The organism is Streptosporangium saharense (assembly GCF_014203715.1).
GTDB classification, from domain to species: Bacteria; Actinomycetota; Actinomycetes; order Streptosporangiales; family Streptosporangiaceae; genus Streptosporangium; species Streptosporangium saharense.
In genome coordinates this window covers 166,520-184,931 of sequence record NZ_JACHJP010000008.1, presented here as the reverse complement: position 1 = coordinate 184,931, position 18,412 = coordinate 166,520, and the positions used below count along the sequence as shown (strand labels likewise).

20 protein-coding genes and 1 pseudogene are annotated in these 18,412 nt (G+C 69.6%); 15 read left to right on the top strand and 6 right to left on the bottom strand.

Features of this window, described 5'->3' with window-relative positions:
• Positions 1 to 27 precede the first annotated feature (27 nt).
• Together FHS44_RS30085 and FHS44_RS30080 are read right to left on the bottom strand one after the other, a co-directional pair.
• Positions 28 to 591, bottom strand: a complete 564-nt coding sequence (locus tag FHS44_RS30085) for a hypothetical protein (protein ID WP_184720771.1) — start codon at positions 589 to 591, stop codon at positions 28 to 30.
• A 66-nt stretch (positions 592 to 657) separates the two neighbouring features.
• A complete protein-coding gene (locus FHS44_RS30080; RefSeq protein ID WP_184720770.1) occupies positions 658 to 1,542 on the bottom strand; it encodes an NAD(P)H-binding protein in 885 nt (294 codons plus the stop codon).
• 93 nt (positions 1,543 to 1,635) lie between these two features.
• Here FHS44_RS30080 and FHS44_RS30075 point away from each other — a divergent pair, with 93 nt between their 5' ends.
• A complete protein-coding gene (locus FHS44_RS30075) occupies positions 1,636 to 2,595 on the top strand; it encodes a LysR family transcriptional regulator (RefSeq protein WP_184720768.1) in 960 nt (319 codons plus the stop codon).
• Positions 2,592 to 2,951 carry an Imm8 family immunity protein gene (locus FHS44_RS30070; protein WP_221461481.1) on the top strand — a complete coding sequence of 120 codons (360 nt, stop codon included), beginning with the start codon at positions 2,592 to 2,594 and terminating at the stop codon, positions 2,949 to 2,951. The genes FHS44_RS30075 and FHS44_RS30070 overlap by 4 nt, the downstream gene beginning before the upstream one ends.
• An 88-nt stretch (positions 2,952 to 3,039) precedes the next feature.
• On the opposite strand, the gene FHS44_RS30065 is transcribed toward FHS44_RS30070, so the two are convergent.
• Genes FHS44_RS30065 through FHS44_RS30050 form a run of 4 tightly spaced genes read right to left on the bottom strand, consistent with a single transcriptional unit; the run spans position 3,040 to position 6,167 of the window.
• Positions 3,040 to 3,936 (bottom strand): class I SAM-dependent methyltransferase, encoded by an 897-nt coding sequence (locus FHS44_RS30065; protein WP_184720766.1) that lies wholly within the window; start codon positions 3,934 to 3,936, stop codon positions 3,040 to 3,042.
• On the bottom strand, positions 3,891 to 4,538 hold the full coding sequence (locus FHS44_RS30060; RefSeq protein ID WP_184720764.1) for a cysteine hydrolase family protein: 648 nt from the start codon (positions 4,536 to 4,538) through the stop codon (positions 3,891 to 3,893). The genes FHS44_RS30065 and FHS44_RS30060 overlap by 46 nt, the downstream gene beginning before the upstream one ends.
• A complete protein-coding gene (locus FHS44_RS42485; RefSeq protein ID WP_184720762.1) occupies positions 4,535 to 5,593 on the bottom strand; it encodes an isocitrate/isopropylmalate family dehydrogenase in 1,059 nt (352 codons plus the stop codon). The genes FHS44_RS30060 and FHS44_RS42485 overlap by 4 nt, the downstream gene beginning before the upstream one ends.
• A 52-nt stretch (positions 5,594 to 5,645) precedes the next feature.
• A complete protein-coding gene (locus FHS44_RS30050) occupies positions 5,646 to 6,167 on the bottom strand; it encodes an EF-hand domain-containing protein (protein ID WP_184720760.1) in 522 nt (173 codons plus the stop codon).
• Between the two features lie 675 nt (positions 6,168 to 6,842).
• Between FHS44_RS30050 and gntD the strand changes: the two genes are divergently transcribed.
• The 13 genes and pseudogenes from gntD to FHS44_RS29990 all read left to right on the top strand — a co-directional run bounded on the left by gntD (position 6,843) and on the right by FHS44_RS29990 (position 18,384).
• Entirely contained in the window at positions 6,843 to 7,871 is a 1,029-nt protein-coding gene (gntD, locus tag FHS44_RS30045; RefSeq protein ID WP_281401619.1) for a guanitoxin biosynthesis L-enduracididine beta-hydroxylase GntD, read from the top strand.
• Positions 7,872 to 7,922: 51 nt separating this feature from the next.
• Positions 7,923 to 9,083, top strand: coding sequence for an enduracididine biosynthesis enzyme MppP (mppP, locus tag FHS44_RS30040; protein WP_221461480.1), 1,161 nt, complete (start codon positions 7,923 to 7,925; stop codon positions 9,081 to 9,083).
• Positions 9,083 to 10,315 carry an aminotransferase class I/II-fold pyridoxal phosphate-dependent enzyme gene (locus tag FHS44_RS30035; RefSeq protein ID WP_184720754.1) on the top strand — a complete coding sequence of 411 codons (1,233 nt, stop codon included), beginning with the start codon at positions 9,083 to 9,085 and terminating at the stop codon, positions 10,313 to 10,315. Before mppP ends, FHS44_RS30035 begins: the two co-directional genes overlap by 1 nt.
• Positions 10,296 to 11,111: an enduracididine biosynthesis enzyme MppR gene (mppR, locus tag FHS44_RS30030; protein WP_184720753.1), complete on the top strand. Its 816-nt coding sequence runs from the start codon at positions 10,296 to 10,298 to the stop codon at positions 11,109 to 11,111. The genes FHS44_RS30035 and mppR overlap by 20 nt, the downstream gene beginning before the upstream one ends.
• 45 nt (positions 11,112 to 11,156) lie before the next feature.
• Positions 11,157 to 11,957, top strand: a pseudogene (locus FHS44_RS42480) (ArsR/SmtB family transcription factor); the annotation flags it as partial.
• 120 nt (positions 11,958 to 12,077) lie between these two features.
• On the top strand, positions 12,078 to 12,293 hold the full coding sequence (locus tag FHS44_RS41210) for an MbtH family protein (protein ID WP_246436311.1): 216 nt from the start codon (positions 12,078 to 12,080) through the stop codon (positions 12,291 to 12,293).
• Positions 12,294 to 12,403: 110 nt separating this feature from the next.
• Positions 12,404 to 13,066 (top strand): response regulator, encoded by a 663-nt coding sequence (locus tag FHS44_RS30020; protein ID WP_184720745.1) that lies wholly within the window; start codon positions 12,404 to 12,406, stop codon positions 13,064 to 13,066.
• A 175-nt stretch (positions 13,067 to 13,241) separates the two neighbouring features.
• Positions 13,242 to 14,378, top strand: coding sequence for a sensor histidine kinase (locus tag FHS44_RS41205; RefSeq protein WP_221461479.1), 1,137 nt, complete (start codon positions 13,242 to 13,244; stop codon positions 14,376 to 14,378).
• Between the two features lie 7 nt (positions 14,379 to 14,385).
• Complete coding sequence (locus tag FHS44_RS30010) at positions 14,386 to 14,718, top strand: glyoxalase superfamily protein (RefSeq protein ID WP_184720743.1); 333 nt, start codon at positions 14,386 to 14,388, stop codon at positions 14,716 to 14,718.
• A 351-nt stretch (positions 14,719 to 15,069) separates the two neighbouring features.
• Positions 15,070 to 15,645, top strand: a complete 576-nt coding sequence (locus FHS44_RS30005; RefSeq protein WP_184720741.1) for a hypothetical protein — start codon at positions 15,070 to 15,072, stop codon at positions 15,643 to 15,645.
• A 10-nt stretch (positions 15,646 to 15,655) separates the two neighbouring features.
• Positions 15,656 to 16,555, top strand: a complete 900-nt coding sequence (locus FHS44_RS30000; RefSeq protein WP_184720739.1) for an ABC transporter ATP-binding protein — start codon at positions 15,656 to 15,658, stop codon at positions 16,553 to 16,555.
• Positions 16,555 to 18,141 carry an ABC transporter permease gene (locus FHS44_RS29995; protein ID WP_184720737.1) on the top strand — a complete coding sequence of 529 codons (1,587 nt, stop codon included), beginning with the start codon at positions 16,555 to 16,557 and terminating at the stop codon, positions 18,139 to 18,141. The genes FHS44_RS30000 and FHS44_RS29995 overlap by 1 nt, the downstream gene beginning before the upstream one ends.
• Positions 18,142 to 18,189: 48 nt before the next feature.
• Positions 18,190 to 18,384 (top strand): hypothetical protein, encoded by a 195-nt coding sequence (locus FHS44_RS29990; protein ID WP_184720735.1) that lies wholly within the window; start codon positions 18,190 to 18,192, stop codon positions 18,382 to 18,384.
• Positions 18,385 to 18,412: the final 28 nt, after the last annotated feature.

The window sequence follows — 18,412 nt, the reverse complement described above, 5'->3', positions numbered from 1 at the left end:
CGATCCGGATGTACGGCGGAACGGTGATCATCGGCATCTGTCCGGGTCCTGGCCCTCGCGTTCGAACTCCTCGTAGGGGATCACGACGTCGTTCCACTCGGCCGGAGAGCGTGTGTCGTCGTAGCGCTGGACCAGTATCAGCCCCGGCTTCAGCTTCGCCATGCTCTCCATGGAGAAGCTGACGCTCCCGATGTTGACCTGGCCGGATCCGCTTCCCCGGTGGCCGAAGGCGTTGTAGAGCACGCCGGGGCGCAGTACGAACGGTTCCGGCTCCACCGCCCAGCCGTTGTCGGGGGCATCCAACCGGACCGACGCGCTCTGTCTCTCCAGGGAGGGCGCGACGAAGGTCACGTCGCTCTTGGTCGTCGCGTCCGACGACGGGCCGGGCACCGCGCCCAGCGGACCGGAGGTGTCCTCGTAGTGGGAAACGCTCACCCCCTCGGGGGCCGAATCGCCGCACCACGCCAGGATGATGAGGGGATGGCCTTCGGCGTCGACGCTGACCCCGGCCACCCCGACCACGGGGGGCGTGCATCCCGCGACGCCCATGATGCCGACGATCAACAGCGCAATTACCCACAAGCGTCGCATAGCCGCACCATAGGCGCCTCAGACGCTTTCGATCAAAGTGCCTCAACCGTGGCGGGGCCGTACGGCTCAGGCGAGGACGGCCGGCCTGAGCACGTCCTCGCACCAGCGACGGAAGCTCGTGGGACTGCTCGACAACGGGGTACGGGGCACGCCGTTGTCGAGACCGGCGACCTTGGCCCGCATCATGTCCAGCAGGCTCTGGGCCATGGTCGCGGACATCCCGGACCCGACCAGTCTGGCCCTGAACTCCTCGTCCGGAGTCCGCTGGAAACGGATCGGGCGTCCCAGCACCTCGGACATGATCCGCGCCATGTCGTCGTGGGAGAGGTCCTCCGGGCCGAGCACCGGGACCTCCTCGACACCGCTCCAGGTGCCGTCGCGCAGAAGTCCCGCGGCGACCGCGGCGATGTCACCGGTCGAGCAGATCGGAGCCCTGAGGTCCCCGGAGACCGGCGAGGCGAACACGCCGTGGTCCCTGATCGGTTCGACCTGCCGCAGCAGGTTGTCCATGAACGACGGCAGCGCCAGCGCCCGGTAGGCCACGCCCGTGCTCGCGATCAGGTCGTCCAGGGCGAGGGTCGCCGTCACGTGACCCGCCCGCGCGGCCACCGCCGTACCCCGGCCGAGAGCGGAGACGCCGACAACCCGCGCGACCCCCTGGGCCGTGAACGCCTCGCACGCCGCGCGGCTGAAGTCGACGTAGGCGGCCTCGGGACTCTCGGAGCGGGGGTTGGGCGGCACCAGCCAGAAGACGGCGTCGGCGCCGTCGAACGCCTTGGCGACCACGTCGGGGTCGCGATGTGAGCCCTCGACGATCTCGACACGCTCGCGCACCTCGGCGGGCAGGCGGGCGGCGTCGCGGACGATCACGCGGAGGGACTCGTCGTCGGCCAGCAGGCGGGCGAGGAGCTGCCCGCCGATCTGGCCGGTGGGCGCGGTGATGACAATCATGAGAACTCCTTGGAAAGGTTGCCGTCCGCCAGTCAACCCGGGGCCGCACCGGAGCTGAAGGACCGATCTTGTGGTGATTGATACCGTGCGGGTATGAGTGATCTGGAAGTCCGGCAGCTCCGGTATTTCGTGGCCGTCGCTGAGGAGCTCCACTTCGGGCGGGCGGCGGAGCGGCTGGGCATGGCGCAACCACCGCTTTCCCGGGCGATCCGGGAGCTGGAACGGCAGCTCGGCGTGCCGCTGCTGACGCGCACCACCCGCCAGGTCGCGCTCACCCCCGCGGGCGAGGTCCTGCTCCACGACGCCAGGACCGCGCTCGACGCGGTCACCGCGGCCGGGCGGCGGGCCCAGCGGGCGGGCCGGTCCGAGCCCGAGCTTCGGATCGCGATGAAGGCCGACTACGACGGCGGGCTGCTGCCGCGCATCCTCGACCGCTACCGGGAGGAGGCGGCGGCCCTGCCGGTGCGGCTCGTGCTGGGCGGGCGGGGCGAGCAGGCACCCGCGCTGCGCGACGGCAGCGCGGACGTCGCCCTGCTGCCCGCCCCCTTCGACGACCACGGTCTCGACGTGGAGCCGCTGCTGACCGAACCCCGGCTGGTCGCCCTGGCGGCCACCGATCCCCTGGCCGCCCGCCCGTGCCTGGACCTGGCCGACCTGTCCGGCCTGATCCTGCCCGACGGCACCCCCGCCGACCGTGAGGACCTGCCCCCGGGCACCACCGACGACTTCGGCGTGCGGTACCGAACACCGGCCCCGTGCGACCCCGGCGGGCGTCCGCGCGGGACGGTGGCCGGGCCCAGGTCGAGAACCCTGGACCTGGCCCAGATCTTCAACCTGATCGAGCTGGGAAGCATCGTCTGGTTCCCTCCCGTCTCGGTCGTCCGGCGGCATCCCCGCCCCGGCGTCGCCTACCGGCCCGTCCGCGACCTCCCCCCGCTCACCCTCACCCTGGCCTGGCCACAGACCTCCCGCTCCCCCGCCGTCGCCGCCTTCGTCCGTACGGCCACAGCCATCGCGGCGGCCGGTGACACGCGCGGGATGATGTGGGGATGAGAGCGCGGGTGAGTGGCTTCCGGTGGGTGGATCTTGAGGACGGGCGGACCGTCGACAGGACCCACGCCTGCGAACTCCTGGAGATGTACGTCGGCGCGCAGGACGGGCCGGGTGAGGATGTCTTCTCGCTGACCGTCTGCACCCCGTCCGCCCTCGCCGAGCAGCTCGACCACCATCCCTTCCTCATCGGCAGGCACTGGCTCTTCGTGCGCGAACTCCGTCCTGACCGGGTGACCGCCTGGCTTGCCGACCGGATCGCCGTGCTCGACGCCCCGACGTGGAGTGAGCTCGCCGAGAAGGTCGGCCGCATCGGGCACTGGGAGTTCGAGGACTACGATCACTCGACGGGCACCTGAAGATCGCCGTTGGCACGTCCCTGCATGGGCGGAGCCCCCGGGGTGACGACGGTGATCGACCGGCCGGGGGCGATGAAAGGGAGGGCGGTCAGGGGTGTGCGCCGGGTTTTCCGGCGAAGATCCAGCGGTTGCTGGCCAGGGAGTCGTTCGGCACGGGCAGGAGGTCACGCCCGTGGTGGCGGGCGAAGTCGAAGGGGGTGCGGACCGTGGCCGACCAGCCGAGCTCCGCCAGATGACCGACGGAGTCGGGACGGGGCTCCCCGTCGAACAGGGCCAGGAGATCGACGCCGATCTCCTGCCTGGCCACGGTGTAGACGGGACTTGAGCGGACCTGCGGCGACTCAAGCCCGAGCTTGACCTCGCAGGCCAGGACGCTTCCCGGGGCGCTCAGCCGGTCGACGCTCTCGATGAGGCCCCGCTCGGCGGGCGGCGGGAGGTAGAGCAGCAGCCCCTCGGCGAGCCACGCGGTCGGCGCGGCCGGGTCGAAGCCCGCCTCGGCCAGCGGCAGGACCCAGTCGTCACGCAGGTCCACCGCGATCGGACGGCGCCTGGCCCTCGGAACGGCGGCGAGACCGTCGAGCACCCGGTGCTTGAACGCCAGCACACCGTCGCGGTCGATCTCGTAGACGACCAGGCCGGGTGGCCAGTCGATCCGGAAGGCCCGCGTGTCGAGCCCCGCCCCGAACAGGACGACCTGCCGGACGCCCGTGTGGGCCGCGCGGAGCAGGAAGTCGTCAAGCACCCGGGTGCGCAGGCCGAAGTAGCGTCCAAGCCTGCCCCACAGGGGGTTGGCCTCCCCGCCCCTGACCTGCGCCGGGCGCACCGGCCAGTCGGCGGAGGCGGCCGCGGCCCGCACGAAGTGCTCGGCGTAGGCGTCGTCCGCCAGGGAGTCAGGCCGGTGGGTCTCGATCGCCCGAGCGGCGGCCACCATGAGGGCGGTCAGCCCGACGCCCGCCTCGACCCCGACATTCCGGACGTCCTCCATGCTTCCTCCTCCTCAGGCTCTGCTTCCTGCGGTGTCCACGGGTGGTCGTTGGTGGCGAGGTGGGCACCGTACAGGGCGCGCATGAAGCGCAGGATGTCGGCGTCCTGCAGGTGCAGCCCCGTGGTGCAGTCGGTCAGCACCGTGATGTGGAACCCCTTCTGGAAGGCGGTCCTGGCGGTGGAGTCCACGCAGACGTCGGCGTAGAGACCGGCGAGGACGATGCGCTCGACGCCACGGCTGCGGAGGTGGTGCTCGAACCCCTCGCTGAGGAAGGCGTCGAAGCACGCCCGCTTGGTGAAGATCCGCTCTCCCGGCGCGGGTGACACCGTACGGAACTCCGCGCCCCAGGAGCCCTCAAGGCACTTGGGCCGCTTGCCAAGCGCGCGGTCCCTGCGCCGCCAGCTCGGCCCCTGGTGCTCGACGTCGCCGACGAACCGGACGAAGACCACCTCGGTGCCCTGCGCCCGTGCCCGCTCGACGGCCAACGCGGCGTTCTTCGCGACGACCTCCAGCCTGGCGGGGTCACCGGGGTAGCGGGCCAGGGCCCGGGGACCGGCGCAGAAGTCGTTCTGCAGGTCCACGACCACCAGCGCCGCCGTCACGGCTCCGCCAGCGCGACCGGCTCCAGCGCGTCGAGCAGCGCCTCGACCACGGCGGTCGTGGAGTGCCTGCCGCCGAGGTCGGGGGTGGCGACGCCCTGACGGCCGAGGGTCTCAAGACCCCGCTCGACCATCCGCACCGCTCCGGCACAGCCCGCGTGCCGCTCGGCGATGGCCGCCGCCGCCCGTACGGTCGCCACCGGGTTGACCGTGTCCTTGCCCGCGAGGTCGTCGGCCGAGCCGTGCACGGTCTGGTACTCGACCAGCCCGGCGGCGTCGGGATGCAGGTAGACGTTCTCGGTGCAGCGGTTCTCCTGGCGCTCGGAGCCGAAGCGGTCGAGCAGGACCACGTGCATGATGTCGGCCCACTCGTTGCCCGCGATGATCATCGTGCGGGGGCGCGGGCCGTACTCGATCAGGTTGCGGTTGACCGTGTCCGGCTGGAACAGGTCGATCTCGACGCCGTGCCGCGCGGCGCTCTCGGCGACCCACGCGTCGAGGGCGCCGTCGAGCAGGTGGAACTTGTAGGCCATGATGATCCGCTCGGCGCCGCCGTCCGGCCACTCCTGCCGTGCGCGCCGTACGGCGAAGGCGATGATCTGCTCGGTGATCTCTCGGCTGAACGCCATGGTGCGGACGAGGGAGTCGGGACTGTGAGTGTTTTCGCCGGTGTAGAAGCCCTGGGCCTCGTCCCTGACCAGCAGCAACGACGTCTCGGGAGGGCCGATGACGTCGACCTTCACGGCCCGCAGGCGCTGGCGGACGAGGTAGAGGGACTGGGCGTTGATGGCCGTGCGGAAGACGGCCGGGACGCCGAGGGCGGCCCGCGTGCGGCAGAACTCCGCGTAGTGGTCGGCGTCCTGCCGCGTCAGCTCGCGGATCCGCTCGACCCCGGCGCCGGCCTTCAGCGACGAGTACGAGTGGTAGAGCCTTTCCGACCGGGTGAGGTCGATGCCGACGGAGTACGTGTCGGCGATTCTGTTCAGCACCCGTTCGAAGACGGCCGCGAGCTCGGGGCCCGTCCCCTGGCCGACGGCGAGTCCTATGACTGGTTCCACCTGCTGCTCCTGGTGTCGACGAAGGCCGGACGTTGTTGATCTTCGCGGAGGGTTATCCGACCAGGTGGTCGCCGGGGATGCCGGTCTTCTCTGGGCTGTAGTAGTCCTTGATGCCGGTGGCCCAGACCGGGACGGGGATCTGGTCGGCGGCGGAGGGGCCGAAGGCGTCGAAGAGCGCCTCGATGTTCCCCGGCGCGAAGCCGATGGCCGTCATGAGCGCCGCGAAGTCGCGCCGCCCGATGAGGCCGTCGCCGTCCGGGTCGCCCAGCGCGGCCAGCGCCTCGGCGAACTCGCCGATCGCCTCGTCGAAGCGCTCGGGGGAGAGCACGCACGCGACGTACTCGTCGAAGCTGATGCGACCGTCGCGGTTGGCGTCCAGCTCGGCGGACAGGGTGGTCCAGTAGCGCCCGAAGGCGGCCAGGAGGGCGGCCTTCGCATCGTCGCCGGAGTCGGGGGATGCCGTGATGACCCGCTTCGCCATGAGCTCGAAGTCACCGGCCTCCAGGTAGCCGGTGCCGTTGGCGTCGAGCAGGGTGAAAACCAGCCTCACCCGGTCAATGGCCGCTTGCTGCATGCTCTGCCACCTTTCTTGGAACGCCGTTACGAATGCGACCGGATTCAGGAGCCCCGGCCGCACGCGATTATGCCACACCGTGACTTCGTGTTTACCGTACGGATGACACTCTGTTAACAACGAAGTACGCTTAAGACACAAATGCCAATAAATCCCGCTTTAACCCCATAATCACCCATAAGGGCAGCTAGGGGCCGGGGGGAGATCCCGGCCCTCCACGGCCTCCCGGCGAGCGGGAATTCTCCCCGGGGACGGCCGGAGGAATTCCGCGAACGACCCGTCCGGCCGGTTTCCCGCCCCGGCGGAAACGGTTCACCCATTCCCGGGAGCACCCGAGCACAGGAAACGGCTTTTCCCGGAGATCGGACCCCCGCGGTGGGGGGCGAGGCCGTGCCCGCCATACCTCATCACGTGATCACATCGGACGGTGTGAAGTCCCGTGATCCCCCGACTGCCACACACGGAACGAGACGGACCGAAATCGATCCGTGACGACGGCAACTTCGTCCCTATCAGGGCAGAGGTCATATATGACCGAAACCATCGACGAGAAGTGACCATAATCCGCAAGGTTAACCAGAGAGTGAATATGTAGATCAATCATCCGATATCGGAAAGGCTCTGGGAACGCGGAGATGAGCTCCTGAAACCATCGATGGGGGACGGGGAATAGCCATGTTCAGCATATCCCTGCATAAAGAAGACATCGCAGTGATCAACACCGTCGTCGATGAACTGGCGCAGCGTCACGACAGTGTGGAGTCCGCAGAATTCCAGCTGGAGAGCCGGACGTACGCCGAGGAACTGCCGCGTCGGCTGCGTCAGGCGATCAACGAGTACCGGATCACCGAGCGGTCGGGGACCCTGGTGGTCTCGGGGCTGCCCGTGGACGACGCCGCGCTCGGCCCGACGCCCTCCGACTGGAGGGAGAAACGGGCCTCCACCACGCTCAGGCACGACATCGCCTTCTTCCTCGTGGCGGCCCTGCTCGGCGAGCCCATCGGCTGGGCGACCCAGCAGGACGGTCGTGTCATGCACGACATCTTCCCCATCAAGAAGTACGAGAACGACCAGATCGGGTGGGGAAGCGCGCAGGACCTGACCTGGCACACCGAGGACGCCTTCCACCCGCTGCGCACGGACTATCTCGGGCTGATGTGCCTGCGCAACCTCGAAGGGGTCGAGACCACCATCGCCGACGTCACCGACGTCGAACTCGACCCCGAGGTGCGGGCGCTGCTGTCGGAGAGACGCTTCTTCATCCTCCCCGACGACTCACACCTCCCGCAGAACGGCGCCGCGGGAGAGACGGAACACGACGAGCGGGTGGCCGAGCTGCGCGAGCGCAGCCTGCGCGCCGTCGAGCGGGCACTCAGCGATCCGGAACCGATCGCCGTGCTGTTCGGCGACCCCCGCTCGCCCTACGTGCGGGTCGATCCGCACTACATGCGGGGCGCGCAGGGCGAGATCGAACAGGCCGCGCTGGAGAAGTTCACCACGGCCGTCGACTCCGTCCTCACCGGCGTCGTGCTCAGGCCCGGCGACATCTTCTTCCTCGACAACTACCGCGTGGTTCACGGCCGTAAGCCCTTCAACGCGCGTTTCGACGGCACCGACAGATGGCTGCGCAGGCTCAACGTCACCAGGGACCTGCGCAAGTCGCGGGAGTTCAGGCTCGACGGCGCAGCCCGGGTCATCTACTAGCGGGTGGCTCAGGCCACCGAGGACCGCAGTTCCCGAATCGTAGGGATAATCATGACTGAAATGGCGCAGAGCAGGGCGGCGAAAACGTACGCCGGCAACCCGGAGAACAACCTCACCGAATGGGAGTTCCTGGCGCTGAACAGCGAACTCAACATCGCCGACGGACACGCTCGCCAGGAACTCACGCCGGGCCAGACGAAAATCATCGACGAGTTGCCCCTGCTGTTCGCCGAAGGGGAGCGCCGCCCGGTCGAGGAGATCGAGCGCGAGTGCCACAGGACGTACTTCCAGCTTCTCGGCCAGCACTCCTATCCCTCCGCCCCGGGGCGGGTGCTCAGCTGCTACTCCTCCTCGGTCGCCATGGAGATCCTCTCCCGGGCGCTGGCCACGAGGATGGAGACGGTCGCCCTCGTCCACCCGACCTTCGACAACATCGCCGACCTGCTGCGCGGCAACTCCCTGCGCCTCGTCCCCCTGGCCGAGGACCCGCTGCACGACCAGGACCTGGACGAACGGCTGCTCGCCTCGGTCGGCTGCGTGTTCGTCACCACGCCGAACAACCCGACAGGCAAGGTGATCACGCAGGAGCGCCTGCGGCGGATCGCCGAGCAGTGCGCGGAGCACGACGTGGTCCTGGCGCTGGACACCTCCTTCCGCGGGTTCGACCCGCGCGCCCACTACGACCACTACGCGGTGCTCCAGGACGCGGGCTGCCGGTGGGCGGTGATCGAGGACACGGGCAAGCTCTGGCCGACGCTCGACCTCAAGCTCGGCATGCTGGCCTTCTCCGAGAACCTCGCCCTGCCGGTCGAGAAGATCTACTCCGACATCCTGCTCGGCGTCTCCCCGATGATCCTCGCGCTGGCCCGCAGGTTCGCCGAGGACGCGGCCAGCGGCGGGCTCGGGGAGCTTCACCGCTTCATCGACGGCAACAGGGAACTGGTCCGCGCCGAACTCTCCGGGCTTCCCGGCATCACCTTCCCCGACCCCGACAGCAGGGTCAGCGTCGAACGGGTGCACCTGGGAGAGCGGCCGAGCGTCGAGGTCTGGAACGCGCTCCGCGAACGCAACGTGTACGCGCTGCCGTGCAGGGCCTTCCACTGGGACGCCCCAGACGAGGGGGCGAACATGCTGCGGATCGCGCTCGCGCGCTCGGCCGACCCGCTGGCCCGCTCGATCAAGGCTCTGCGTTTGGTGCTGGAGAGTCTCTGATGACGGGCGCGGACGAGACCGGCGCGTCTCCCGGGGAGCGGCTCGATCACGTACGGCAGTGGCGCGCCGGAGTGGTCCAGGCCGTCTCCCCGCCGGGGGCGCGTGACCTCGGTCCCGGGTACGTGGACCCGGCCCTGCTCCCGGTCGGGCTGCTCAGGGACGCCTACGACCGGGCGCTGACCGAGTACGGCTCGGCCGCGCTCAGCTACGGGCACAACCCCGGCGTTTCCGCGCTGCGGGAGACACTGGCGGCCAGGGCGGGGGGCGGACGGTGCGGGAGCGCGAACGTGATCCTCACCTCGGGCACCTCGCAGGCCCTCTACCTGGCCAGCACCGCCCTCGCCAGAACGGGGCAGGTGGTGCTGGTCGAGGAGACCTGCTACGACCTGGGCCGCCAGATCTTCACCGACTGCGGGCTCGCCGTACGCAGAGTGCGGTGCGACGAGTCCGGGATGGACCCGCACGCCCTGGAGGCCGCGCTCGGAGAACTCGCCGGGAACGTGGCGTTCGTCTATCTCATCCCGACCTTCCACAACCCGACCGGCAGGGTGGTGCCGCTCTCCCGCAGGCGCGAACTCGTGGCCGCCGCCGCACGACACGGCGCGTTGATCGTCGAGGACGACGCCTACGCGGACCTGGCGTTCGCACCCGGCGAGATCCCGCCGACGCTCGCCGAGCTCGCGGACTACCGGGGGGTGCTGCGCCTGTGCACCTTCTCCAAGACGCTCGGGCCCGGGCTGCGTCTCGGCTGGATGCTGGCGGAGGAGGACCTGGCCCGCAGGCTCGTGTCCCACGGCCTGTTCGTCAGCGGCGGCTCGCTCAACCACACCACCTCGCTGGCCGTGGCCGTCCTGCTCAGGGACGGAGACTACGACCGGCACCTCGAACACCTGAGGGAGCGGCTGCGCGAGCGGCACGACGCCCTGGCCGGACGCCTGCTCGCGGACCTGCCGGAGGAGGTCGCGCTCACCCCCTCCCGGGGCGGCTTCTTCCTGTGGCTGACCCACAGGGGCGGGCGGAACGAGGCCGAACTGCTGACCGCCGCCGAGCGCGCGGGGGTCCTGGTCGGCGCGGGCTCCCGGTTCGGCGTCACCCCCTGGCCGAGCGTACGGCTGGCCTACAGCTTCAACCCGCCCGCCGTCCTCGACACCGCGGCCCAACGTCTGGCCGAAGCCTGGAACCGTCCACCCCCTGCCGTATTGGAGTCAGATCATGCTCTCCACAAGCCATGATCGAAGCGCCGTACCGTCCACAGGTCCCTCCGGATACAGCCTGCCCCTCTCCCCTTCGGGGCGGGCTTCGATGCTCACCCCACCGCCGTGGCACTTCTCCGGCGAGGTCATCATGGTCGAGTACCGGGTCGACCCGGCCTCCGCCGCCCGGTTCCTCCCTCCCGGCCTGACCCTGGGATCCGACCCCGGCGCCGCGGCCGCGGTGTTCGCCGAGTGGCAGTGGTGCTCCGCCTCCGGTGAGGAACTCGCGGAACCGGCGTCCAACCAGTTCGCCGAGTTCCTCGTCCTGATCGGCTGCGAACGGGAGGGCGTCCCCGTGGCACGCTGTCCCTACGCCTGGGTCGATCAGGTGGTTCCGCTGGTCCGTGGATGGGTGCAGGGCATGCCGAAACAGTTCGGGGTGGTCCACCAGTCACGGGCGACGGCGGTCGGCAGGGGCGGTCCCCGTCTCGCCCCCGGCGGGCGCTTCCACGGCAGCCTCTCGGTGAACGGGCGCAGGGCGGTCGAGGCGGCCGTCACGCTGGACGGCCGTACGGAGGCCAAGCCGTTCCTGCACACCGTGCCGCTGGCCCACACCCTCGTCTTCCCCGACTGGGCCTCGACCGGGGCCGGGCAGCCCACGCTGGTCGCCTCCGAGGTCTCCGACGTGGAGTTCTCCGACATCTGGAAGGGGGAGGCGGAACTGGAGTTCCTCGACGTTCTCGGCGACGACTTCGCCGAACTGTTCCCCATCGCGACGGGTGACGGCTACGTGTTCTCGTACTCGGAGACGCTGCGCGGCGGGCGGATTCTCTAGGGGTTACGAGGGCAGAGACGACACCTGAACCGAAAACGGGGGCCCATGGTGCTGAGAATTAATTTCACAGTAGCTGACCTGTCCCGTTTCCGAATGGTAGCGGGACTGGGGCCACTTGTGGAGAGCGCGTTCGCGCTCAAGGCGTTCAGCGGAGGCGCCAACATTCCAATCCAAGGATGGCGGAACCGGGTAAGGAAAGAGCTCGGAGAGCACATATTCGAGGTCGAGCTGATCAACAGACGGTACTGGCTGCCCGATCTGCTCAGCGTCCTCAGCCGGGCGCCGGGGGAACCCGACTGCGCCCACCAGGTGGACGCCGAGAGCCGGGAGCGGATCGTCGCGGTGCTCGGGCACTTCTGCCAGGTGGCTGTCCTGCCGTACTGGAACCGGATCCAGGGGCGGATGAAGGCGCTGTGCGACACCCAGGGCCGGATGATGATCACGGGAGGGGTCGGGCGGCTGCTCAACACGATCCATCCCCAGATCCGGTGGAACACGCCGACCCTCGAACTTCCGTACCCGATGGACAGGGAGATCCATCTCAACGACGGCGGCCTGGTGCTGAGCCCGTCCTTCTTCCTGCGGGACCAGTCCTGCGTGTTCATCCCCACCGTCCGCGACACCGACGCCCCGGCTGTCGCGTTCGCGCTCAACGAGGGGGTGGAGACGCAGATCTGCGACTCCGAGGAGTGGAGCGAACAGGCTCTGGGCGCCCTGATCGGGCACACCCGCGCCGCGGCGCTCCAGGAGCTCGCGGAGGGGCGCACGACCGGCGAGCTGGCCGAACGGCTGGGCATCTCGATGGCGGGCGCCAGCAAGCACACCACCGTCCTGCGGAAGTCCGGCCTGATCACCACGGCGAGAAACCGCAACACGGCCCTGCACACCCTGACCCCACTGGGTGTGGCACTGCTGCGGAGTCACCCGCTCGGTGTCTCCCTTCCCGATTTCGAAAAGGAGCGCACCATGAACAGCAATCCGTTCGACGACCCGGACGGCCGTTTCCACGTGCTGGTCAACGACGAGGGGCAGCACTCCCTGTGGCCGTCCTTCGCCGACGTGCCGCAGGGGTGGGAGATCGCCCTGACGGAGCAGGACCGGCAGACGGCCCTGGACTACATCAACGAGAACTGGACCGACATGAGGCCGAAGAGCCTGCGGGAGGCCATGGACAAGGTGTGAGCCCGCCGTCCTTTCCCGGGTCTTCGCTGTCGTCTCCGGGGTCTTCGCTGTCGGCGGAGATCCCGGCGGGGCACACGCGGGCGGTGGCCGGTGAGGAAGAATCGTCGTCCATGACGACCCGTTTGCTGATCGCGGATGACCAGGAGATGGTCCGCAGGGGCATGCGCCGCATCCTGGAGCAACAGCCGGACATGGAGGTCGTGGCCGAGGCCGGTGACGGCGTCACCGCGGTCGCGCTGGCGCGCAGCACGCGGCCCGACGTGGCGCTGGTGGACATCCGCATGCCCAGGATGGACGGCCTTGAGGTCACCAGGCAGCTCGCCGGTCCCACGGCGGCCGTCCCGGTCAAGGTGGTCGTGGTGACGACCTTCGACCTGGACGAGTACGTCTATCCGGCGCTGCGCAACGGCGCCTCCGGCTTCCTCCTCAAGCGCTCGGGTCCCACGCTGCTCGTCGAGGCCGTCAGGGCCGCGATGGCGGGGGACAGCCTGATCAGCCCCTCGGTCACCGTACGGCTGCTCAAGCACGTCACCGGCAGCCACCGGGAGCGGCAGCCGCTGCTCGAACCGCTCACTGACCGGGAGGTGGAGATCGCGGGGAAGGTCGCGGAGGGCATGACCAACTCCGACATCGCCGCCAAACTGTTCATCTCCCCGGGCACCGTGAAGACTCACGTCGCCAGCATCCAGCGCAAGCTCGGCGTCCGTAACCGGGTGGGCATCGCCGTGAAGGCGTGGGAGATGGGGTACGCCACCGGCGGCCCGGGGGCCTGAGACCCCGCGGCATTTCGGTCATGTTTGCGCCGAGAATATCCGCTGAACGGCAGATGCGGGATTTTCCAAAAAGCGCTACGCGTCGGCATTCCCCATGAAAATGCATAGACTCTCGCCCATGCAGGGCAAAGTCGCTTCTCTTTCCCGCTTTCGTGGTCTCTGGTACGGCGTGGCGGTGGTGATAATCCTGACCCCCGTGCTCGTCACCACGTCGGGAGAGTTCCTGGTCGCCGTCCCCGCGGTCACCTCACTGGCCGCCTCGGTCCTTCCCTGGCCGATCGGTAAGGTGCGCATCGCCGCCGTCGCCGTCTTTCTCGCGACGCTGTCCATTGTTCTGGACTTCGCCTATTTCGGCCGCCCGCAAACGGCATTGTTGTGGCTTCCCATCGAGGTGCTCGGGCTGACCATCATTCTCGGGCGGGTCGTCCGCGAGGTCCCCGGCCGCCGGGTCCTGGTCGTGGTCGGGGTGACGGGGCTCGCGGCCTTCGCCGCGCCCGCGCGCTTCACCCTCAGGACCTCCTCCCTCGACGGGGAGTTGCTGTTCGCCTCCGTGTTCATGCTGACGTTCGCCGTCGCCCTGGCGGCCGGGGTTGGGTTCTACCTGAGGTCACTGGACAACCAGCGGCGGCTGGCCGTGGCCGAGGCCCGCAGGGACCAGCGGCTGGAGCTGGCCAGGGACCTGCACGACTTCGTCGCGCACGAGATGACGGGAATCCTGCTTGAGGTGCAGGCGGCCCGGGTGCGCGAGTACGACCCGGTGGAGAACGGCGCGCTGCTGGCCAGGCTTGAGGAGGCCGGGCAGCGCGCCCTGGACTCCATGGACGAGACGCTGCGGGTGATGCGCGGCTCGGAAAGCCCCTCTGGTCGCTTCTCCGAGGGGCGTGACCAGGAGCCGCTCCGCCCGCACGGCCTCGGCGAGCTGCCCGGCCTGGTGCGCAGGTTCCGCGAGACGGTGACGGCCCACACCGAACTCGACCTGGAGGAGGACCTGGCCGACGTGCTTCCCCGCCAGACACAGCGGGCGATCTTCCACGTGGTCCTCGAAGGGCTGACCAACATCAGGAAGCACGCGGGCAGGGCGACCAGGGTCCGGGTGACGGTCGGACGCGCCCAGGACGGCCGGGTCGAGGCGACGGTCACCGACAACGGGGGCCGGACCCTGCTGAGGGGCGAGCGCCGCGGCGGTGGCGCGGGGCTGGTCGGGCTGACCGAACGGATCGAGGCGCTCGGCGGCACGATGACCGCGGGGCCGAGGGAGCGCGGCTGGTACGTCAGCGCCTCCCTGCCCGCCCCGTCCGACGCCCTGGGATGATGGCCGCGTGGACGAGGAAGTGATCCCGATCCTTCGCGTCAAGGACGCCGCCGTGGCGGTCGCGTGGTACGGGCGCCTGGGCTTCGTCCGGCGGTGGGAGCACCGCTTCGAGCCGGGATTTCCGGCGTTCGTCGAGGTGGCCCGTGGCGGGGTGAGGCTGTTCCTGTCGGAGCACGAGGGCGACGCCCGCCCGAACACGCTGGTCTATCTCCGCGTCCGTGACGTCGACGCCGTCGCGGACGAGTTCGGCGTCCGGGTGGAGGACGCTCCGTGGGCACGCGAGATCGAGCTGGTCGATCCCGACGGCAACCGGCTACGGGTGGGCACACCGGCGGAGTGAACGCTCCCGGCTGACTTCCTGCGGGATCCGCTTCAGGGCCGGAGCGGGGCCGCTTCATGCCGGGGCGGGGCCGTACCGGAAGCCGGAGCCGGGGCGCGGATATCTGCCAAACGGTAGATGTGGCGGACCCCCCGGAGAACGGACCCTTGGAGGGACGGAATCGGCCTCCCGGAGGATCCAATGGCATCGCCCATGATCAGAACATGTACCGCGGCAGCGGGAGTCATCGCGGTTCTGGCGTGCCTGACCGGCTGCAGAGCGAGCGACGGCGCATCGAACCAGGAAAAACGCGACTTCTCCTTCTCGGGAAGTGCGCTGACCATCGACGTCCAGGATACCAGCCTCACCGTCGTGAGCGACTCCGCGGCCAACACCGTCCACGTCGAGCGCTCCCTCGGGGGCGCCGCGACCAACGATGGCAACGCCACGTGGTCGTTGGAGGGCAGCACGCTGAACCTGCACGTCGAGTGCTCGGGCATCGTCGTCTCCTGCGACAGCGAGCACACCGTGCGGGTCCCCAAGGGCGTCGCGCTCACCGTCACGGGCTCCGGCACGCCGGTGCGGCTCAGGGGGCTGGGCGGAGACACGACCGCGACGCTGAAGGACAGCTCCCTGAACGTCGCCGACCCGGCGGGCAGGCTGCGGCTGCGCGTCAGCGGGGGGCATCTCAAGGTCACCGGCGCCACCTCCTCCGACGTCGAGGCCACCACGACCGGAGACGGCAACGTCAACCTGACCTTCACCGCCGCCCCGCGCAGGGTCGAGGTCCACGCGTCGGAGGTCGCCACGATCGTCCTACCGGAGGGTCCGGAGACCTACCGCCTCGACGGGGTGCGGAACGCGGAGAACCTCTCCAGCGACCCCGCGAGTGACCGCTCCGTCGTCGTGCGGGCCGCAGACGGCGTCAACCTCAGGAAAGCGGGATAGGAGCCGTTCGATGCTCGAAATCGTGGACGTCACCAAGGTCTACAGGGGCGGCAAGCACGCCGTGGACAACCTGACGATGCGCCTGGGAACCGGCATCCTGGGGCTGCTCGGCCCGAACGGCGCGGGCAAGTCGTCACTGATGCGCATCGCCGCGACGGTCACCCGGCCGACCAGCGGGAGTGTCACGTTCAACGGGGAGGACGTCCTGGCCAAGCCGGACACCCTCCGCCGGGTTCTTGGATACCTCCCGCAGGACTTCGGCGTCTACCCCAACCTGACCGCGCGGGAGTTCCTCTCCTACCTCGCGGCGGCGAAGGGGGTCTCGGCCCGTTCCGCGCGGGCGCGGATCGACGAACTGCTCGAACTGGTCAACCTGACCGAGGCCGCCAGACGCCCCCTCGGAAAATACTCGGGAGGCATGCTCAGGCGGGTGGGCATCGCCCAGGCCCTCCTCACCGACCCTCAGGTGATCATCGTGGACGAGCCGACCGCGGGGCTCGACCCCGAGGAGCGTGTGCGTTTCCGCAACCTCCTCAGCGACCTGGCCGCCGACCGGGTGGTCATGCTCTCCACGCACATCGTCTCCGACATCGAGTCGGTCGCCTCCGACATCGCGGTGATCGCGGCCGGGCGGCTCCGCAGGCGCGGCACGCCGGAGGAGCTCCTGCGCGAGGTCGAGGGGCACGTGTGGGAGGTCGTCGCCGATTCGGCGGCCGTGGCCCAGATCCAGGCGCGACACGTGGTCAACCGCATGGTGCGCACGAGCGCCGGTGTCCGGATGCGGTTGTTGTCCCCCGTCCAGCCCTACGCCGAGGCGGTGGTGGTGACACCCGACCTTGAGGACGCCTACCTCGCCATCATCAACGCGCGGGGACGGCAGGCCGGGGCCGGGGACCGGGCGGTCGTGTGATGACGGCGCACACGCTCACCGGGCTCGTGGCCGGTGACTTCAAGGAGCGGATCAGGCGCCCGGTCTACGCGGTGATCCTGCTGTCTGCGGTCGGCCTGGGATACCTGGCCACACCGGCCAGAGAGACCCAGTGGGTCATCATGAACATCGGCAGCTACCGGGGCGTCTACGACAGCGCCTACATCGGCATGGCGACCGCGCTGGCCGGTGCGCTCTGGCTCACGCTCGGCGGTTTCTACGTCGTGCGCGACTCCGTCGGCCGCGACCAGGACCTCGGCGTCGGGGAGTTGCTGGCCGTCACCCCGATGCGCACCGTCGTCTACTTCGCCGGCAAGTTCCTCGGCAGCGTCCTCGTCCTGGCCTCGATGCTGGGCGTGCTCATCGTCACGGCGCTGGTCGTCCAGCTCGCCAGGGGCGAGTCGACGGCCGTCGATCCGATCGCGCTGGTGACACCGTTCGTGCTGATCGCCCTGCCCATGGTGATGCTCACCGCCGCCGCGGCGCTGATCTTCGAGACGGTGCCGCTGCTGCGCGGGGGGCTGGGAAACATCACCTGGTTCTTCGTCTGGCTGGCGATCGTGCTCGTCGGGCAGGCACCGCAGGCCCCCTTCGGGGGGATGGGGGTGCACGCGGTCGTCATGACGATGCGCGCGGACATGGCCGCCCAGGGGATCGAGAGCGACGGCCAGGAGTTCAGTCTCGGCCTGACCTACCTCGACCGTCCGCTGAAGACCTTCGAGTGGAGCGGGTTCGACCTCACCGCCGACTTCGTGCTCGGCCGGCTCGTCCTGGTCGTGGTCGCGGTGCTCATGGCCCTGCTGCCCGCCCTCTGGTTCGGCCGTTTCGACCCCGCCAGGGGTGTCGCCAAGGTCTCCGCCCCCTCGGACGTCCCCCCGGCGGCCGACGTGTTCGCGCCGCCGCCCGGTCTCGCCAGGCCGCGCACCCTCATGGGCCTGCCGAGAACCGAGGTCAGGACGACGGGGGCCAGCGCACGGCTGGTGGCGGGAGAGGTGCGGATCCTCTTACGGGGGGTTCCCCGGTGGTGGTGGCTGGGCGCACTGGCGATCTCCCTCGCCGTCCTGGTGCTCACCTCCTTCTCCGGCGCGGGCCTCACGGCGGCCTCGGCGATCTCCGTGGCCTGGATCTGGCCGATCCTGATCTGGTCCCGGCTGGGCACCCAGCGGCACGAGCACGGTGTGGAGACGCTGATGGCCGCCTACCCGGCGACGGGACGCAGGCTCCTGGCCGAATGGGCGGCCGGGGTCGTCCTCACGGCCCTGGTCGGGGCGGCGCCGCTGGTCTCGGCGGTCATCACCTCGGGCACGGCCGCCGTGGGCACCTGGGTGGCCGCCGTCCTGTTCGTCCCCTCACTCGCCCTCGCGCTCGGTGTGCTCAGCCGTACGCACCGGCTCTTCCAGATCGTCTACCTGGTGCTCTGGTACGTCGCCGTCAACGGCGTCTCCCTCCTTGACTACATGGGGCTGCGGGAGGACGGTCCGTCCTTCGTCCTCGTCGCGGTCCTGGCCGCAGCCCTGCTCGGTGCGGTCTTCCTGGTGGGGCTGGCCAGACGCGACGTCCGGGTCTGAGCACCGCCGCCTCCGGTTCACAGTGATCGTTCGTTCTGAGGAGAAAACGTGTCATTGGAACAGTCCGAGAACGGCAAGAACGCCACCGGTAACCTCGGCCGACGGATAGACCGGCTCGAACGCGAGGTGGAGGAGCTTCGCGAGGCCAACGAGATCCTGCAGTCGATCGCGTCCTTCTTCGCCCACCGAGGAGACGACGCCCACAAGACCCCCTGTGGAAACGCCCACGGAAGCACGGACTGACCGTGGAGCGCCCGTCGAACCCCCGCCA

Excerpts from the sequence above, each read along its gene's own strand:
- FHS44_RS30085 (WP_184720771.1), bottom strand. The coding sequence starts at position 591 with ATGCGACGCTTGTGGGTAATTGCGCTGTTGATCGTCGGCATCATGGGC.
- FHS44_RS30080 (WP_184720770.1), bottom strand. The coding sequence starts at position 1,542 with ATGATTGTCATCACCGCGCCCACCGGCCAGATCGGCGGGCAGCTCCTC.
- FHS44_RS30075 (WP_184720768.1), top strand. The coding sequence starts at position 1,636 with ATGAGTGATCTGGAAGTCCGGCAGCTCCGGTATTTCGTGGCCGTCGCT.
- FHS44_RS30070 (WP_221461481.1), top strand. The coding sequence starts at position 2,592 with ATGAGAGCGCGGGTGAGTGGCTTCCGGTGGGTGGATCTTGAGGACGGG.
- FHS44_RS30065 (WP_184720766.1), bottom strand. The coding sequence starts at position 3,936 with ATGGAGGACGTCCGGAATGTCGGGGTCGAGGCGGGCGTCGGGCTGACC.
- FHS44_RS30050 (WP_184720760.1), bottom strand. The coding sequence starts at position 6,167 with ATGCAGCAAGCGGCCATTGACCGGGTGAGGCTGGTTTTCACCCTGCTC.
- gntD (WP_281401619.1), top strand. The coding sequence starts at position 6,843 with ATGTTCAGCATATCCCTGCATAAAGAAGACATCGCAGTGATCAACACC.
- mppP (WP_221461480.1), top strand. The coding sequence starts at position 7,923 with ATGACTGAAATGGCGCAGAGCAGGGCGGCGAAAACGTACGCCGGCAAC.
- FHS44_RS30035 (WP_184720754.1), top strand. The coding sequence starts at position 9,083 with ATGACGGGCGCGGACGAGACCGGCGCGTCTCCCGGGGAGCGGCTCGAT.
- mppR (WP_184720753.1), top strand. The coding sequence starts at position 10,296 with ATGCTCTCCACAAGCCATGATCGAAGCGCCGTACCGTCCACAGGTCCC.
- FHS44_RS41210 (WP_246436311.1), top strand. The coding sequence starts at position 12,078 with ATGAACAGCAATCCGTTCGACGACCCGGACGGCCGTTTCCACGTGCTG.
- FHS44_RS30020 (WP_184720745.1), top strand. The coding sequence starts at position 12,404 with ATGACGACCCGTTTGCTGATCGCGGATGACCAGGAGATGGTCCGCAGG.
- FHS44_RS30000 (WP_184720739.1), top strand. The coding sequence starts at position 15,656 with ATGCTCGAAATCGTGGACGTCACCAAGGTCTACAGGGGCGGCAAGCAC.
- FHS44_RS29995 (WP_184720737.1), top strand. The coding sequence starts at position 16,555 with ATGACGGCGCACACGCTCACCGGGCTCGTGGCCGGTGACTTCAAGGAG.